This is a genomic window from Plasticicumulans lactativorans, from assembly GCF_004341245.1.
GTDB lineage: Bacteria > Pseudomonadota > Gammaproteobacteria > Competibacterales > Competibacteraceae > Plasticicumulans_A > Plasticicumulans_A lactativorans.
Genome location: NZ_SLWY01000002.1, coordinates 77915 through 93091 on the forward strand (window position 1 = coordinate 77915; position 15177 = coordinate 93091).

Consider the following 15177-nt stretch of genomic DNA (forward strand, 5'->3'; position numbering starts at 1 on the left):
TCAGTCGCGCAGGGCGGCGCGGTCGGCGGCGGCCTCGGCGAGCAGCCAGCTGCGGAAGCGCTCGAAGCGCGCCTCGCGGAGGCGCTCCTCGGGGTAGACCAGGTAGTAACCGCCGCCCTCGGCGAGCCGCGGGCCGAACGGCAGCACCAGCCGCCCGGCGGCGAGGTCCTCGCGGATCAGCTCGTGCGCACCGATGGCGACGCCGTAACCCGCCGCCGCCGCGGCGATCGCCATCTCCATCGTGACGAAATCCTGCCCGCCCTCGGGGTCGACACCGTCCACCGGGTAGGCGGCGAGCCAGATGCGCCAGTCCTCGTGGTCGGGCGTCGGGTGCAGCAGCGAGTGGCGCGCGAGGTCGGCCGGCACCAGCAGCGGCGGGTCGCCCTCGGCGAGCGCGCGCGCGCACACCGGCACCAGGTGCTCGACCTGCAGCAGGTCGGCGGCGAGCCCCGGCCAGTCGCCGCGCCCGAGCTGGATGCCGGCGTCGTACTCCTCGCGTTCGAAGTCGATGTCGTGGCGCCAGGTGGTGGTGACCTGCACCCGCAGCTCGCGCTGCGCGAGGTGCAGGCGCGTCAGCCGCGGCACCAGCCAGCGCACGCCGAAGGTCGGCGGCACCTTGAGGCGGATCTCGTTCGCGTTCGCGCGCAGCCGCGTCGCCGCCCGGGCGAGGGCGTCGAACGCCTCGCCGGTGGCGCTGAGCAGGCTGCGCCCGGCGGCGGTGAGTTCGAGCCCGCGCGGCAGGCGGCGGAACAGCGGCTGGCCGATGTCGTCCTCCAGCGCCTTGACCTGCCGGCTCACCGCCCCCTGGGTGACGAAGAGCTCGGTGGCGGCGCGGGTGAAGCTCAGGTGGCGCGCCGCGGCCTCGAAGGCGCGCAGCGCATGCAGCGGTGGCAGGCGTCGGGTCATCTCGCGTACCCATGCGTATGGCTCATGGCTCGCATGATCATAAATGGTTTGTGGCAATGCAGCATAGGCTGAAGAATGGCGCCCATCGAACGCATCCTGAGCGTTTCCGGAGATCACTGCCATGACCACGACGAACGGTTTCGCCTTCCCCCACACCCCTGTGCATGCCACCACCGCCGACGGCCCCGCCGCGCTGCTGCGGCTGTGGGCGCAGCGCTGGCGCCTGCGTCGCGCGCTGGCGACGCTCGACGCGCACATGCTCGACGACATCGGCTGGCAGCCGTACGAGGCCGCCGCCGAAGCGCGCAAGCCGTTCTGGCGCGCCTGAACCACCCGCTGCGCTGGCGACGGCGGGGACGATGGCCGACAATCGCGCCCCCGTCCCCGCCGTCGCTGCCATGTCCACTCCCGTCCTCAGCTGCGCCGACGTCGGCTTCGGCGCCATCGAAGCCGTGTTCGCGCCGTTCGGGCTGCGCATCGAGCGCGTGCCCGACGCCGCGCCGATCCCCGGGAGCTGGTTCGGCGACCCCGAGGCGGGGCTGATCGGCGACCGCCTGCTGCTGCGCGGTGACACGCCGGTGCACTCGGCGCTGCACGAGGGCTGCCACTGGATCTGCATGGACGCGCCACGCCGCGCCGTGCTGCACACCGACGCCGGCGGCGACTACGACGAGGAGAACGGCGTCTGCTACCTGCAGTTGCTGCTCGCCGCGCGCGTGCCCGGCTTCGGCCGCGCGCGCGCCTGCGCCGACATGGACGCCTGGGGCTACAGCTTCCGGCTGGGCTCGGCGCAGGCCTGGTTCGAGCGCGACGCCGACGATGCACGCGCCTGGCTGCGGCGCCACGGCGTGCTCGACGCCGCCGGGCAGCCCAGCGGGCGGGTGCGCGAGGGCTGAGCGCGCGTCAGTGGCCGCCCAGGCCGAGCCGGCGGGCGAGGTCGTGGAACCAGCCGCCCGCCGCCGCGTGCAGCGCGACCGGCTGCAGCGGCTCGGGCTCGCGGCCGTCGATGGTCGCGAGCAGCAGGCGGCGGAAATCCTCCGGGCGTTCGAGCTGCGGCGCATGGCCGACGCCGGTCCACAGCACCGACACCACGTGTGGCAGCGCTTCGATGGTGGCGGCCAGGCTCGCCGGCGGCACCAGCGGATCGCGCTCACCGATGAGCACCACGGCGCGCCCGGGGTAGGCCGGCAGGCGCGGCAGCGCGTTCCACTCGGCGAGCGCCATCAGGTAGCCGCTGACCGCGCGCGGGTCGGTGGCGAGCGCATCCTCGGTGATGCGGGCGAACTGCAGCGGTTCGCCGATGCCGGGGGCGACGTGTGGCAGCACGTGCGACAGCACCCAGCGGTGCTGCGCGAGATCGGGCAGCCAGTGCGCGATGCGCTCGGTGCCGAGCAGGTGGACGAGCATGCCGTCACGGGTCTGGGCGAGGCCGTCGGCCGGACCGGGCGTCACCAGCAGCAGGCTGGCGACGCGTTCGGGGTGGTCGAGGGCGAAGGCGAGTGCGACCGAGCCGCCGAGCGAGTGGCCCACCAGGTGGAAGCGCGGCAGCTCCAGCGCCGTGGCGAAGGCTTCGAGATCGCGCACCAGTTGCGCCATCTCGTAGCCCTCGCCGGGCTGCTGCGAGCGTCCGCAGCCGCGCAGGTCGGGCGCGTACAGGCAGAGCCCAGGCGGCGGCGTGTCGAGCAGGTCCTGCCACCAGCGGGACGAGGCGAAGTTGCCATGCACCAGCACGACGGCTTGCGGGCCGTCACCGGCCTGTTCGTAGTGGGCCTCGAATCCGGGCAGGGCGATACGCGGCATGATGGGCGGCACCGGGCGGCAACGGGCCCGCCAGTGTGGTGGCGGTGACCGCCGAACACAAATGCCGCTGCGGCACGGGGGGCCGTTCGTGTCACCTGCGCCGCCGGCGCACAAAAGAAAGCGCCGCCACCCTCGCGGGTGCGGCGCAGCGATCCCCACCTTCTCGACCTTGTCGTATGGCTTGTTCTCGAACCGTTCCGGGCCTCCTGCCAGGAGCGCTGCGAGGGTGGAGGTTCAGCAGCGACGACGGCGCAGCAGCGCCGGCACGCCGAGGGCGAACAGGGCCAGTGCCGGCGGGGCGTCGACGCTGGTCAGCGGCGGGTCGACCCGCAGCACGTCGGCGGCACCGGTGGTGGTCCACTGCACCCACAGCTTTTCGTCGATGAAGCCGTCGAACAGCGACAGCGGCACCGCCGCTTCGTACGCCCAGTGCTTGTGACCCTGGGGGCCTTCGCCCATGCCGGTGAAGGACGACGAGATCGCGAGCTCGGCCTGGCCGATCAGCAGGCCGCGGGCGATCGTGGTCACGGTGTCAGCGTGCCCGGGGGCCAGGCCATGGTTCCAGTTGAACACCGCGTACACCCCGCCCTGCTTGAAGCCGTTGCGGGTGGCGGTGCTGATCGCGAACTCGAAGCTGTCGTCGTAGTCGGGGCCGGTGAAGTTGATCGCGAGATCGCCACGCGCGTACTTCTTGGCGGTGGTGTTCTGCACGGTCGCCGGGTCGTGGCCGGTCACCAGCGCGATGTACAGCGTGCCGGTGTCGATCTTCAGGTACATCGCCTCGACGTCGTTGCCCTGGCCGCCGATGTTGTTGGGGCCCGTGGTGAAGTCGTCGACCACGTAGTGGATGCCGGCGTCGGGCACCCAGTCGCTCGCCAGGCCGTTGCGGTGCAGGCCCCAGTCCGCCAGGTTGCCGTCGATGGTGATCGCCGCAGCGCCCTGGGCGAGGCCGAGCCCACAGGCCAGGGCGAGGATGTTGAGGGAGCTGCGCATGGTCGTTCAGCCTTGTCGGATCGTCGGCGGCCGGGTGCCGCTGTTTGCGGTTTCCTTAAAGCCATTAGCGTGCCATGTTTTTTAAGTTTTTGAATTAAAAAGAAATGTATGTGCGTTCCGGATGCCGGGAGCGATTCGATTGCTGCGGCGCGAGCCAGGCTGTAAAAAACCGCGCGACGTCCGCCGCAATTGTCACGGGCGGCGGGCGCGGCGTTTCGGCACTGTCAGCCGGCGTGTCGCGGTAGCGGTCACACGGCGTCAACTTCAATGGAATCAACGGTCTGTCGATGTCGCGGCAGTGTAAAGCCGGCTGACGCACGGGCCCTGGGAGGCAGTACATGGACTATCGGCATCGCTTCGTGGACGGCAGCACCATCGACTGGCCGCTCGGCAAGGTGGTCTGCATCGGCCGCAACTACCTCGACCACATCCGCGAGCTCGGCAACGCGGTACCCGAGGCGCCGCTGCTGTTCATCAAGCCGGCGACTGCGGTGGTCGGGCTCGACGCGCCGCTGCGCCTGCCCGCGGGGCTCGGCGAGTGCCACCACGAACTCGAGCTCGCGGTGTTGATCGGTGCGCGCCTGAGCGGCGCCGATGCCGCGCAGGCGCGCGCCGCGGTGGCCGGCTACGGGCTGGCGCTCGACCTGACGCTGCGCGACGTGCAGGCGAAGCTGAAGGCGGCGGGGCAGCCGTGGGAGCGCGCCAAGGCCTTCGACGGCGCCTGCCCGCTGTCGCCGTTCGTGCCGCCGACGGCGCTCGCCGATCCCGAGGCCACCGAGATCGAGCTGCGCATCAACGGCGAGCGCCGCCAGCACGGCAGCACCGCGCAGATGATGCACCCGGTGTTCGCGCTGATCGCCCACATGTCCGGCGTGTTCACGCTGCTGCCGGGCGACGTGGTGCTCACCGGCACGCCGGCCGGGGTCGGCCCGCTCGCCAGCGGCGATGCCCTCGAACTGCGCCTCGCCGGGCGCTTCACGTTCACCGCCAGCGTCGCCTGAGCGCGGGGAGGGACGCTCATGGACGCCATCCCCCGCATTGCGATCGCCTGCCAGGGCGGCGGCAGCCACACCGCCTTCACCGCCGGCGTGCTGCAGCGCGTGCTCGCGAGCGACGCGCACATCGTCGGCTTGTCCGGCACCTCGGGTGGCGCGATCTGCGCGCTGATCGCGTGGTTCGGGCTGCTGCTCGGCCAGCGTGCCGAAGGCGCGCGCCGGCTCGACGCCTTCTGGGAGTCGAACGCCGCGGCGAGCCTGCCCGACTGGCTGCTGAACGAGTGGATCATCGGCACCTCGCGCCTGCGCGGGCGCGTCGCGCTGCCCGAGCTGTCGCCCTACGAGGTGCCGGACTGGGCGCAGCAGCAGTTGCGCGAGCGCATCGCCGCGCAGGTCGACTTCGCGGCGATCCCCGGCCTGCTCGGGCCAGCGTCGCCGCGCCTCTACGTCGGTGCGGTCGACGTGCTGAGCGGTGCCTTCACGGTGTTCCGCGACGCCGCGGTCAGCGCCGACGCGGTGCTCGCCTCGGCGGCGATCCCCGACTTCTTCCGCGCCGTGGCGATCGGCGAGGGCGCCGCCCGGCGCTACTTCTGGGACGGGCTGTTCTCGCAGAACCCGCCGGTGCGCGAACTCACCGAGACGCGTCCCGACGAGCTCTGGGTGGTGCAGATCAACCCGAGCACGCGCGCCGCGGTGCCGCACGCACCCGAGGACATCGCCGACCGCCGCAATGAGCTCGCCGGCAACCTGTCGCTGGAGCAGGAGCTCCACTTCATCGACAAGATCAACGCACTGCTCGCCGACGGCTGCTTCCCCGACGGCCGCTACAAGCCGATCGCGGTGCGCCGCATCCGCCTGCAGCGCGAACTCGACTACGCCTCCAAGCTCGATCGCGATCCGGGCTTCATCCGCGGGCTGATCGAGGAGGGGCGGCGCACAGCCGATGCCTTCCTCGCCGCGCGGTGCGGCTGAGGCGATGGCCGGGACGCCCTTCGTTTCCCACGTCGAGTGGTGCGTGACCGACCTGGCGCGCGCGACGGCGCTGCTCGAAGGGCTGTTCGGCTGGCGCTTCGCGCCCTACGGCACGCGCTACCGGCTGTACACGCCCGCCGCCGGCGGCACCTGCGTCGGCCTGCTGCAGGTCGCGGCGGTGCAGCCGGCGGCGACGACGCTGGTGCACGTGTGCGTCGACGACCTCGACGCCGCGCTGGCGCGCGCACTCGCACTCGGCGCGCGTCCCCACGTGGCGCCGACGGCGGTGCCGGGGCACGGCCGCTACGCCCAGGTGCTCGACGCCGACGGCAACGTGATCGGCCTGTTCGAGGCCACGCCCGCGGCGGCGGCGCTCAGATCTTGATCGGCAGCCACGAGCCGGCGTACTGCGGCGCCACGCTCGGCTGCTCCGGCATGCCGTTCCTGACCGGCTCGACGGTGACCAGCAGCTCGCCCTTGAGCATCGGGCGCAGCTCGCGCGCGACCTTGAGCATGCGCTCGTCGCCGCGCCACGGCAGCTTGCCGAGCGGGTAGACGCGCTCCGAGCCGGTGGGGCGGATCCACAGCAGGCAGCTGGCGGTCTCCGGCATGTCCATCGGCTGGATGCTCTTGACGTAGAGCTTGTCCATCTCCGGCGCGGCGCTGACCACCCACATCGGCGTGCGGTCCTTCATGCTGCTGACCATCACCACGTAGCCGGGGATCTCGGTCTGCTGGCCGAGCAGCAGCGCCAGCGCGAACACCCCGGCGAGCAGGCTGGTGGCGAGCGCCCAGCCGCGCCAGAAGGCGAGGCGCTCGAACCAGCCCGGCGCCGGCGCGGCCGCGGCCGGCGCCAGCGTCGGCCACAGCCGCTGTGCCAGGCGCGGCCAGAGCTCCGGCGGCGGGTCCTGCGCCGGGGCGGCACCGAGCAGTTCGGGCAGGCGTCGCTGCCAGTCCAGCACGCGCCGGCGCAGGTCGGGGCGGCCGGGCAGCAGGCCCTCGAAGCGCCGCCGCGCGCCGCCGTTCAGGGTGCCGAGCGCGTACTGCGCGGCGAGCAGGTCGCAGAGCGCGGGATCGCGGTAGTTCATGCCCCCTCCAGGCAGGTCTTCAGGCGCATCAGCCCGCGCCGCAGCCAGGACTTGACGGTGCCGAGCGGGGTCTGCAGCCGCAGCGCCAGCTCCTCGTGGGTGAGGCCGCCGAACCACGCCAGCAGCATCGCCCGGCGCTGCTGCCCCTGCAGCTCGTCGAGGCAGCGGTGCAGCGCCTGCTCGCCGAGCGCGCGTTCGGTGGCGTCCTGCGGGCCCTCGGCGTCGTCGGCGAGCCACGGCAGCGTGTCGATGTCGGTGGCGGCGGCGGCGAGCCGCTGCGGGCTGCGGCGCAGCGTGTCGATCGCCTGGTGGCGCGCGATCGCGGCCATCCAGGTCAGCGCGGTGGCGAGGTCGGCGCGGTAGTCGCCCGCCCGCTGCCAGATCTTCACGTAGGTCTCCTGCAGCACGTCGGCCGCGAGGTCGCGGTCAGGAACGATACGCAGCACGACGCCGAACAGTTGCGCCGCCGACAGCCGGTAGAGGCGTTCGAAGGCGGCGCGGTCGGCGAGCGCGCAGCGCGCGAGCAGGGTTTCGAGCGGGTCGACGGGGGCTTGCAGGGGCATGGTCGCGTCCGCCTCAGGCGCCGTGCGCGAGCCGGCGCAGCCGCGCCAGGTAGCGCGCCTCGTCGGGCTCGCGGCCGCTGCGCTGCGCCTCCCACAGCGCCTCGCCGAGGACCTCCATCATCGCGTGCTCGGCGGCGTGCGCCTCGCCGAAGCGTCGGCACAGCGCGGCGTAGACGTCGAGGATGCCGGCGGGGCGGTTGGTGCGCACCTGCTCCTGCAGGCCGAGGTGCATGCCGAGGTGCAGGAAGGGGTTGGTGGCGCCCATCTCGGGCGTGTACTCGGCGTCGAGCGCGCGCTCGGGGTCGGCGACCAGCGCGTGGTACTCGGGGTGCTCGCGCAGCACGGCGACGATGTCGGCCTCGAGGGTCTCCAGCGCTTCGCCGGCGCGGGCCTTGCGCCAGGCTTCGCAGTAGTAGCGGCGCAGCGCATTGCGGTCGGTTCCGAACATTCACTCGCTCCCGGTCTTGTCGCGGTAGTCGCAGAGGTCGGCCACCGGGCACTCGCCGCAGCGCGGGCGGCGCGCGGTGCACACGTAGCGGCCGTGCAGGATCAGCCAGTGGTGCGCGTCCTGGCGGAACTCGCGCGGCACCACCCGCATGAGCTTCGCCTCGACCGCGTCGACGTCCTTGCCGGGGGCGAGCCCGGTGCGGTTGGCGACGCGGAAGATGTGCGTGTCGACGGCGATGGTCGGCTCGCCGAAGGCGGTGTTGAGCACCACGTTCGCGGTCTTGCGGCCGACCCCCGGCAGCGCCTCGAGCGCGGCGCGGGTGCGCGGCACCTCGCCGCCGTGGCGTTCGAGCAGCAGCGCGCAGGTGCGCAGGATGTTGGCCGCCTTGGCGTTGTACAGGCCGATGGTCCTGATGTGCGCCTTCAGCCCGTCCTCGCCGAGCGCGAGGATCGCCGCCGGGGTGCGCGCGACCGCGAACAGGCGCGCAGTGGCCTGGTTGACGCTGCGGTCGGTGGCCTGCGCCGACAGGATCACCGCGACCAGCAACTCGAACGGCGAGGCGTAGACGAGTTCGGTGGTCGGCTGCGGGTTCGCCGCGCGCAGCCGGGTGAAGAACGCGCGCCGGGCGGCGGCGTTCATGTCGGCACGTGCCCGTCGGCGACCGTGGCGGCCGTGGCCGGTGCCGGCCGCGGGCGCGCCCGTGCGCGGGCATCGATGGCGTTCTTCGCGGCGATCAGCAGGCCGAGCATGATGAACGCCCCCGGCGGCAGGATCGCCAGCAGCAGGCCGCGGTCGCCGGGCAGCAGGTGCAGTGTCAGCCCACGCGCGCCTTCACCGAACAGGATTTCGGCCTGCGCGAGCAGCGTGCCCTGGCCGAGCAGCTCGCGCAGCGCCCCCAGCGTCACCAGCACCAGAGCGAAGCCGAGGCCGACGGCGAGCCCGTCGAGCGCGGCGCGCGCCGGTGCCTGGCGCGAGGCGAAGGCCTCGGCACGGCCGAGCACGCAGCAGTTGGTGACGATCAGCGGGATGAAGATGCCGAGCACCCGGTGCAGCTCCGGCAGCAGCGCGTGCATGCCGAGTTCGACCGCGGTCACCGCCGAGGCGATCACCGTCACGAACACCGGGATGCGCACCTCCGGGTTCACCCAGCGGCGGATCAGCGACACCGTGGTGTTGGTGATGAGCAGCACCAGCGTCGTGGCCAGGCCGAGGCCGAGGCCGTTGACCAGCGAGTTCGAGGTCGCCAGCAGCGGGCACAGGCCGAGCAGCGCGACCAGCCCGGTGTTGTTGTGCCAGAGGCCGTTGCGCAGGATCTCGGCGGCGGACGGGGTGCTCATGGTCGGGTCTCCGTGGCGGGCGCGAACAGTGCCTCGCGGTGGCCGGCGTAGTAGTCGAGGAAGCCCTGCACCGCCTTGACCACCGCGCGCGGGGTGATGGTCGCACCGGTGAACTGGTCGAAGTCGCCGCCGTCCTTGCGCACCTTCCAGCGCGCGCGCGGCGGGTCGTCGAGCGAGCGGCCGTCGAAGCCGTGGATCCACGGCGAGCGCTCGACCTCGATGGCATCGCCGAGGCCCGGCGTCTCCTTGTGCGCGAGCACCCGCACCCCGGCCAGCCGGCCGTCGGCCCACACCCCCACCAGCAGCTGGATCGGGCCGGAATAGCCGTCGGGCGCGGTCACCGTCGCCAGCACCGCCACCGGCGCGCCGCCCTTGCGCGCACGGTACACGGTGAGCGGCGGCGCGCCGGGCGGGGCGAGCCGTAGCACGTCCTCGGCCGGGTGGTTGTCGTAGCGCGCCGCCGGCACCAGCGCGTTGAGGCTCGCTTCGAGTGCCGCGCGGCGCGCCGCGGCGATGGTGTCGCGGGTGGCGAACCAGGTCGCCGCCACCAGCGCCACGCTCGCCAGTGCGAAGCCGCCGAGGATCAGCGCGTTCATCCCCATGCTGCGCAGCAGCGCGTGCGCCGGGCGCATCGTTCAGCGCGGTCCGTGGCCGAACACCCGCGGCCGGGTGTAGGCGTCGATGGTCGGCGCGGCGATGTTCATCAGCAGCGTGGCGAAGGCGATACCGTCGGGGTAGCCACCCCAGGCGCGGATCACGTAGGTCAGCACGCCGATGCCGGCGCCGTACAGCAGCCGCCCGCGCGGCGTGGTGCTCGCCGACACCGGATCGGTGGCGATGAAGAAGGCGCCGAGCAGCGCGCCGCCGCTGGCGAGGTGCAAGGCCGGCGAGGCGTGGTGCTGCGGGTCGACGAGCCAGGGCACGGTCGCCGTCAGCGCGAGCGCGCCGAGCATGCCGGCGGGGATCTGCCAGGCGGCGGTGCGGGTCCAGCACAGCCACAGCCCGCCGGCGAGGAAGGCGAGGCTGGCGAGCTCCCAGCCGCGCCCGCCGAGCACGCCGAAGGCCGGGCTGGCGACGATCTCGGCGACGCCGCGGCCGAGCCCGAGTCCGGTGCGCAGGCTGTCGAGCGGCGTCGGCGCGCTCAGCGCGTCGAGCGCGAGCACGTGGTCGAGGCCGCCGGCGCCGAAGATCAGGCGCAGGCTGGCGGCGAGGTCGGCGGGCTGCGCGAGCAGTTCGCGCGCGCCCGGCCAGGTGCTCATCTCGCGCGGGAACGACACCAGCAGCACCACGTAGCCGATCATCGCCGGGTTGAACGGGTTGTAGCCGAGCCCGCCGTAGAGGTGCTTGGCGACCACGATCGCGAACGCCGTGCCGAGCGCGGTGAGCCACCACGGCGCCAGCGCCGGCAGCGCCAGCGCCAGCAGCCACGCAGTGACCAGCGCGCTGCCGTCGCCGAGCGCGGGCGCGAGCGGGCGGCCGCGCAGCGCCAGCGCGGCGGCCTCGCAGGCGAGCGCGACCGTGCTGGCGAGCGCGAGCTGCGCCAGCACCGCCGGGCCGAACAGCCACACGTAGGCGGCGATGCCCGGCAGCAGCGCGTAGAGCACGCGGCGCATCAGCGCACCGACGCTGGCGCCGGTGTGCAGGTGCGGGGAACTCGCGGTGGGGAACAGCATGCGCGGGGGCTCGGGTGGGGGCGGCGGCTAGCCGCGGCCGTCGTCGTCGCCGGGCGCGGCGTCGGTGCTGGTGCCAGCCGTGGCATCGGCGGCGGCACGCGCGCGCCTGGCCTGCGCCCGCGCCAGCGCCGCGGCGATCGCCGCCTGCCGCGGGTCGTCGGTGGTCGTGGGCGCAGGCGACGCAGCGGCCGTCGGCGCGGTCGCGACGCTGGCCGGCGCGGTGGCGGTCGCCGCGGCCGGCGCGGCGGCCTCCGGTGCCGGCGCCGGGTGCGCCTTCTTGGCGGCGAGCCGGGCGGCGCGCTCGGCCTCCTCGCGCGCCTGCCGCGCCTGGCGCGCGCCGTGGCGCTCGCGGGCGAGGTCGGCCTTGTGCCGCTCGCGCTCGGCGGCGAGCAGCTCGCCCTTGGCGTGGCGGTAGTACTGCACCAACGGCAGCCGGCTCGGGCACACCGCGGCGCAGCAGCCGCACTCGATGCAGTCGAACAGGCCGAGTTCGCCGGCGCGCTCGAACTCGCGCGCGCGGGCATGCCAGTAGAGCTGCTGCGGCAGCAGGTCGGCCGGGCAGGCGCGCACGCAGTCGCCGCAGCGGATGCAGGGCAGCGCGGGCGCCGGCGGCGCCAGCTCGGTGGCGCCCGCCACCAGGATGCAGTTGCCGCCCTTGCCGAGCGGCACGCCGTCGTCAGCGAGCGCGAAGCCCATCATCGGCCCGCCGTAGATCAGCCGCGCGGCGGCCGCGGTGTAGCCGCCGCAGGCCGCGACCAGGTCCGCGACCGGCGTGCCGATGCGCGCCTCCACCACCTGCGGCGTGTGCACCCCGGCGCCGGTGACGGTCACGTAGCGCGCGGTCAGCGGCCGCCCGGTGGTGATCGCCTCGAACACCGCCGCCGCGGTGGCGACGTTCTGGCAGACGATGCCGAGCTCGGCCGGCAGCCCGCCGCTCGGCACCTCGCGCCCAGTGAGCACGCGGATCAGCTGCCGCTCGCCGCCGCTCGGGTAGCGCGTCGGCACCGCCTGCACGCGCAGTTCGGCGGCACCGCTCGCAGCCACCGCCGCGCGCATCGCGGCGAGCGCCTCGGGCTTGTCGTCCTCGATCGCGACCAGCGCGGCGGCGGCGCCGAGCGCGTGGCGCAGGATCAGCACGCCGCCGACGATCGCCGCCGCGCGCTCGCGCATCAGGCGGTCGTCGCAGGTGATGTAGGGCTCGCACTCGGCGCCGTTGACGATCAGCAGGTTCGGCGGCGGCTCGGCGGCGAGCTTCACCGCGGTCGGGAAGGCCGCGCCGCCGAGGCCGACGATGCCGGCCTCGCGCACGCGCCGGCGGATCTCCGCCGCTGCCGCGGTGCGCCAGTCGGCGAGCGGCGCCGGCAGCGCGCCCCAGGCGTCGGCGTCGTCGGCGTCGAGCACCAGGCACGGCGCGCTGAGCCCGGAGGGGTGGGCGATCGGGCGCGCTTCGAGCGCGACCACGGTGCCCGAGGTCGGCGCGTGCAGCGCGGCGCTGACGTAGCCGTCGGCCGCCGCCAGCAGCTCGCCGCGGCCGACGTGCTGGCCGGGGTTCACCACCGGCCTGGCGGCGGCGCCGACGTGCTGCGTCAGCGGCAGCAGCAGCCGCGGCGGCGGCGGCAGCGCGCGCGCCGGCTGCGCGTTCGACGGCGCCTTGCGGGTCGGGGGATGCAGGCCGCCGTTGAAGCGCCACAGCCGCACCAGCGGGTCGAGCACGCCCATCGTCGTCGCTCAGGCCGCGCGCGGCGCCGGCCAGGCCCAGTTGGCCGGCGTGGTGGCGATCGGGACCATGTGGATGCAGTCGACCGGGCAGGGCGCCACGCACAGCTCGCAGCCGGTGCACTCCTGCGCGATCACCGTGTGCATGTGTTTGGCGGCGCCGACGATGGCGTCGACCGGGCAGGCCTGGATGCACAGCGTGCAGCCGATGCACTGCGTCTCGTCGATCACCGCGAGTTGCGGCGGCTTCTCCACGCCGTGCGCGGTGTCGAGCGGCTTGGGCTCGACGCCGAGCAGCGCGGCGAGGGCCTCGACCCCGGCCTGGCCGCCGGGCGGGCAGCGGTCGATGTCGGCCGCGCCGGCGGCGATCGCCTCGGCGTAGGGCCGGCAGCCGGCAAAGCCGCACTGGCCGCACTGCGTCTGCGGCAGCACCGCGTCGATCTTGTCGGCGAGCGGGTCACCCTCGACGCGGAAGCGCACCGCCGCGTAGCCGAGCAGCAACCCCGAGAGCCCGGCGAGCAGGGTCAGCGCGACGATCGCGACGAGCATCGCCTAGCCCCGCACCAGGCCGGAGAAGCCCATGAAGGCGAGCGACATCAGCCCGGCGGTGATCAGCGCGATCGCCGGCCCGCGCAGGTGCACCGGCACGTCGGCCACCGCGATGCGCTCGCGGATGCCGGCGAACAGCACCAGCACCAGCGAGAACCCCGCCGCCGCGCCGAAGCCGTACAGCGCCGACTCGACGAAGCCGTGGTGCGCCTGCACGTTCAGCAGCGCCACCCCGAGCACCGCGCAGTTCACGGTGATCAGCGGCAGGTAGATGCCGAGCACCTGGTACAGCAGCGGGCTGGTCTTGTGCACCACCATCTCGGTGAACTGCACCACCACCGCGATCACCAGGATGAAGGCGATGGTGTCGAGGTAGTCGAGGCCGAGCGGCAGCAGCAGGTAGCGGTGCACGAGGTGCGTGCACGCCGACGACAGCGTCAGCACGAAGGCCGTCGCCATGCCCATCCCGAGCGCGGTCTCGACCTTCTTCGACACCCCCATGAACGGGCACAGGCCGAGGAACTTCACCAGCACGAAGTTGTTGACCAGGATCGTGCCGATCAGGATCAGGGCGTACTCTTTCATCGCTGCCCGCCGTGCGCGGCGGCCGTTGCGGCCGCGGCATCGAGAACCGGCCGGGCGCCCGCCCGGCCGCGTGAAGGACGCCGGAAAATACCAGCAATGCGCGGTGCGCTCCAGCCGCCGGGGCGGCCGTGCTCATCGGGCGCAACCGGCATGAACCCCTCTCCCTCGGGGAGAGGGGCTGGGGTGAGGGTGCTTGCCGGCGGCGCAATGTTGCAGACCATCGGTGGGGCGCATCGCGGCGCTGCTGTGCCTTTGCGCTCCATCGTTGCTACGCGGCCCGCGGCACGCCGTGGCCGATCTTCCGTGAAGTGCCACAGGAGCGATGACGATGCCGACCCCATCCGCTGACCGCGTGACGGTGCAGCAGGCCGCGACCGACGAGGAGATCGTCGCGACGCGCGCGGTGATGCGCCAGCTGCGCCCCGACGTGCCGGCCGACGAGTACCTGGGGACGGTCCGGCGGATGATGCAGAGCGACGGCTATCGGCTGGCGGCCGTCTACGACGGCGGCGAGGTCCGCGCGGTGGCCGGCTACCGCGTCATGGAGATGCTGTACTGCGGCCGGATCCTCTATGTCGACGACCTCAACACCGACGCCGCCGCGCGCTCGCAGGGCTACGGCAAGGTCCTGCTGGACTGGCTGAAGGCCGAAGCCCGCGCCCAGGGCTGCCGGCAGCTGCACCTCGATTCGGGCGTGCAGCGGGAGCAGACGCACCGCTTCTACTTCCGCGAGGGGCTGGCGATCAACTGCTACCACTTCCGCATCCCGCTGGCGCCCGCGGAGGGGTGAGGGAGCGGCTCTTCTGCGGATGGCCTGTCGATGCTGCCGTGGTCGAGCCGGTAAGCAGAGTTCGCCTGCCCTTCATCGACGGGTTTATCTACCGCTTTGTCGGCTGGGGCACACGCATATCATCCCGCGCCTGAAAAAGGTCATTGATGGCGAGGATAAAGGGGGCATTACAGAAACCGTCGGCTGGAAAGGCGGCGGCGGTTTCCGCTACTACCGGCTCGCCCCTACGCTGATCGTCAATGATCGCTGGGGTAATCCGGTCATCAACCCGGAATACAACGCGGCGATGCTTGCCGAGGCCTTGGCGAAACTGGAAGGCTTCACCTACGCGCCGTCGACTACAGCCTCAACGTGACCAATCTGACGGTGGTCCAGCCTGAACCGGCTGCGCCCGAAGACGTCGCTGGCAGAGGCAAGCGCAAGGCAGCACCAACGGGCCAGGGGGCTTGGTTCGAGGAGGATCGCTCATGAACCGCCAGCAGGCCTTGCAGGCACTCGTCCAGGCCAAGCCCATTCTCCAGCAGCGCTACGGCGTTACCCGGCTGGCGCTGTTCGGCTCCACCGCGCGCGATGCCGCGCGGCCCGACAGCGATGTGGACGTGCTGGTGGCCTTCGACGGCACTGCCACCGCTGCGCGTTTCTTCGGCGTGCAGTTCTATCTGGAAGATGCGCTGGGCTGTCCGGTGGACCTGGTTTCCGAAAAGGCGCTGCGTCCGGAGCTTCGTCCCTACATCGAGCGAGAGGCCGTCCATGTCTGAAGCG

Annotated in this window: 20 protein-coding genes and 1 pseudogene; 8 read left to right on the forward strand and 13 right to left on the reverse strand. The window is 73.1% G+C overall.

Annotated elements, in window-relative coordinates; genetic code table 11:
- Window positions 1–906 carry a transcriptional regulator GcvA gene (gene gcvA / locus EV699_RS01470; RefSeq protein ID WP_132538243.1) on the reverse strand — a complete coding sequence of 302 codons (906 nt, stop codon included), beginning with the start codon at window positions 904–906 and terminating at the stop codon, window positions 1–3.
- 121 nt (window positions 907–1027) lie between these two features.
- On the opposite strand from gcvA, the gene EV699_RS01475 reads away from it, so the two are divergent.
- The gene (locus EV699_RS01475) at window positions 1028–1234 is read left to right on the forward strand and encodes a DUF1127 domain-containing protein (protein WP_132538245.1); all 207 of its coding nucleotides are present in this window, start codon (window positions 1028–1030) and stop codon (window positions 1232–1234) included.
- A 70-nt stretch (window positions 1235–1304) separates the two neighbouring features.
- Complete coding sequence (locus EV699_RS01480) at window positions 1305–1802, forward strand: hypothetical protein (RefSeq protein WP_132538247.1); 498 nt, start codon at window positions 1305–1307, stop codon at window positions 1800–1802.
- A 7-nt stretch (window positions 1803–1809) separates the two neighbouring features.
- On the opposite strand, the gene EV699_RS01485 is transcribed toward EV699_RS01480, so the two are convergent.
- Together EV699_RS01485 and EV699_RS01490 are read right to left on the reverse strand one after the other, a co-directional pair.
- Entirely contained in the window at window positions 1810–2706 is an 897-nt protein-coding gene (locus tag EV699_RS01485) for an alpha/beta fold hydrolase (RefSeq protein WP_132538249.1), read from the reverse strand.
- A gap of 234 nt (window positions 2707–2940) precedes the next feature.
- Window positions 2941–3699 carry a hypothetical protein gene (locus EV699_RS01490; RefSeq protein ID WP_132538251.1) on the reverse strand — a complete coding sequence of 253 codons (759 nt, stop codon included), beginning with the start codon at window positions 3697–3699 and terminating at the stop codon, window positions 2941–2943.
- A 338-nt stretch (window positions 3700–4037) separates the two neighbouring features.
- Between EV699_RS01490 and EV699_RS01495 the strand changes: the two genes are divergently transcribed.
- The 3 genes from EV699_RS01495 to EV699_RS01505 are packed head-to-tail and all read left to right on the forward strand — an operon-like array spanning window position 4038 to window position 6051.
- Window positions 4038–4700 carry a fumarylacetoacetate hydrolase family protein gene (locus EV699_RS01495; protein ID WP_132538253.1) on the forward strand — a complete coding sequence of 221 codons (663 nt, stop codon included), beginning with the start codon at window positions 4038–4040 and terminating at the stop codon, window positions 4698–4700.
- Window positions 4701–4718: 18 nt separating this feature from the next.
- On the forward strand, window positions 4719–5666 hold the full coding sequence (locus EV699_RS01500; RefSeq protein WP_132538255.1) for a patatin-like phospholipase family protein: 948 nt from the start codon (window positions 4719–4721) through the stop codon (window positions 5664–5666).
- Between the two features lie 4 nt (window positions 5667–5670).
- Window positions 5671–6051 (forward strand): VOC family protein, encoded by a 381-nt coding sequence (locus EV699_RS01505; RefSeq protein ID WP_165903985.1) that lies wholly within the window; start codon window positions 5671–5673, stop codon window positions 6049–6051.
- Here EV699_RS01505 and EV699_RS01510 read toward each other — a convergent pair.
- The 10 genes from EV699_RS01510 to rsxA are packed head-to-tail and all read right to left on the reverse strand — an operon-like array spanning window position 6041 to window position 13625.
- Window positions 6041–6754: an anti-sigma factor gene (locus tag EV699_RS01510; protein ID WP_132538259.1), complete on the reverse strand. Its 714-nt coding sequence runs from the start codon at window positions 6752–6754 to the stop codon at window positions 6041–6043. The genes EV699_RS01505 and EV699_RS01510 overlap by 11 nt on opposite strands.
- Window positions 6751–7317 carry a sigma-70 family RNA polymerase sigma factor gene (locus tag EV699_RS01515; RefSeq protein WP_132538261.1) on the reverse strand — a complete coding sequence of 189 codons (567 nt, stop codon included), beginning with the start codon at window positions 7315–7317 and terminating at the stop codon, window positions 6751–6753. Before EV699_RS01515 ends, EV699_RS01510 begins: the two co-directional genes overlap by 4 nt.
- A 13-nt stretch (window positions 7318–7330) precedes the next feature.
- Window positions 7331–7765: a DUF1841 family protein gene (locus EV699_RS01520; protein ID WP_132538263.1), complete on the reverse strand. Its 435-nt coding sequence runs from the start codon at window positions 7763–7765 to the stop codon at window positions 7331–7333.
- Window positions 7766–8404, reverse strand: a complete 639-nt coding sequence (nth, locus tag EV699_RS01525; RefSeq protein WP_132538265.1) for an endonuclease III — start codon at window positions 8402–8404, stop codon at window positions 7766–7768. It lies immediately after the preceding gene.
- Window positions 8401–9102, reverse strand: coding sequence for an electron transport complex subunit E (locus EV699_RS01530; RefSeq protein ID WP_132538267.1), 702 nt, complete (start codon window positions 9100–9102; stop codon window positions 8401–8403). Before EV699_RS01530 ends, nth begins: the two co-directional genes overlap by 4 nt.
- Window positions 9099–9734 carry an electron transport complex subunit RsxG gene (gene rsxG, locus EV699_RS01535; RefSeq protein ID WP_132538269.1) on the reverse strand — a complete coding sequence of 212 codons (636 nt, stop codon included), beginning with the start codon at window positions 9732–9734 and terminating at the stop codon, window positions 9099–9101. Before rsxG ends, EV699_RS01530 begins: the two co-directional genes overlap by 4 nt.
- A 3-nt stretch (window positions 9735–9737) precedes the next feature.
- Window positions 9738–10775, reverse strand: coding sequence for an electron transport complex subunit RsxD (rsxD, locus tag EV699_RS01540; protein WP_132538271.1), 1038 nt, complete (start codon window positions 10773–10775; stop codon window positions 9738–9740).
- 27 nt (window positions 10776–10802) lie between these two features.
- Window positions 10803–12494: an electron transport complex subunit RsxC gene (rsxC, locus tag EV699_RS01545; protein ID WP_132538273.1), complete on the reverse strand. Its 1692-nt coding sequence runs from the start codon at window positions 12492–12494 to the stop codon at window positions 10803–10805.
- Window positions 12495–12503: 9 nt separating this feature from the next.
- Window positions 12504–13040, reverse strand: a complete 537-nt coding sequence (gene rsxB, locus EV699_RS01550) for an electron transport complex subunit RsxB (RefSeq protein ID WP_132538275.1) — start codon at window positions 13038–13040, stop codon at window positions 12504–12506.
- Between the two features lie 3 nt (window positions 13041–13043).
- Window positions 13044–13625: an electron transport complex subunit RsxA gene (gene rsxA, locus EV699_RS01555; protein ID WP_132538277.1), complete on the reverse strand. Its 582-nt coding sequence runs from the start codon at window positions 13623–13625 to the stop codon at window positions 13044–13046.
- A gap of 328 nt (window positions 13626–13953) precedes the next feature.
- Between rsxA and EV699_RS01560 the strand changes: the two genes are divergently transcribed.
- The 3 genes and pseudogenes from EV699_RS01560 (at window position 13954) to EV699_RS01570 (ending at window position 15173) form a co-directional block, all read left to right on the forward strand.
- Window positions 13954–14415 carry a GNAT family N-acetyltransferase gene (locus tag EV699_RS01560; RefSeq protein ID WP_243662519.1) on the forward strand — a complete coding sequence of 154 codons (462 nt, stop codon included), beginning with the start codon at window positions 13954–13956 and terminating at the stop codon, window positions 14413–14415.
- Between the two features lie 103 nt (window positions 14416–14518).
- A pseudogene (locus EV699_RS01565) lies at window positions 14519–14758 on the forward strand (site-specific DNA-methyltransferase); the annotation flags it as partial.
- A gap of 124 nt (window positions 14759–14882) precedes the next feature.
- Window positions 14883–15173: a nucleotidyltransferase family protein gene (locus EV699_RS01570; RefSeq protein WP_132538279.1), complete on the forward strand. Its 291-nt coding sequence runs from the start codon at window positions 14883–14885 to the stop codon at window positions 15171–15173.
- Window positions 15174–15177 lie beyond the last annotated feature (4 nt).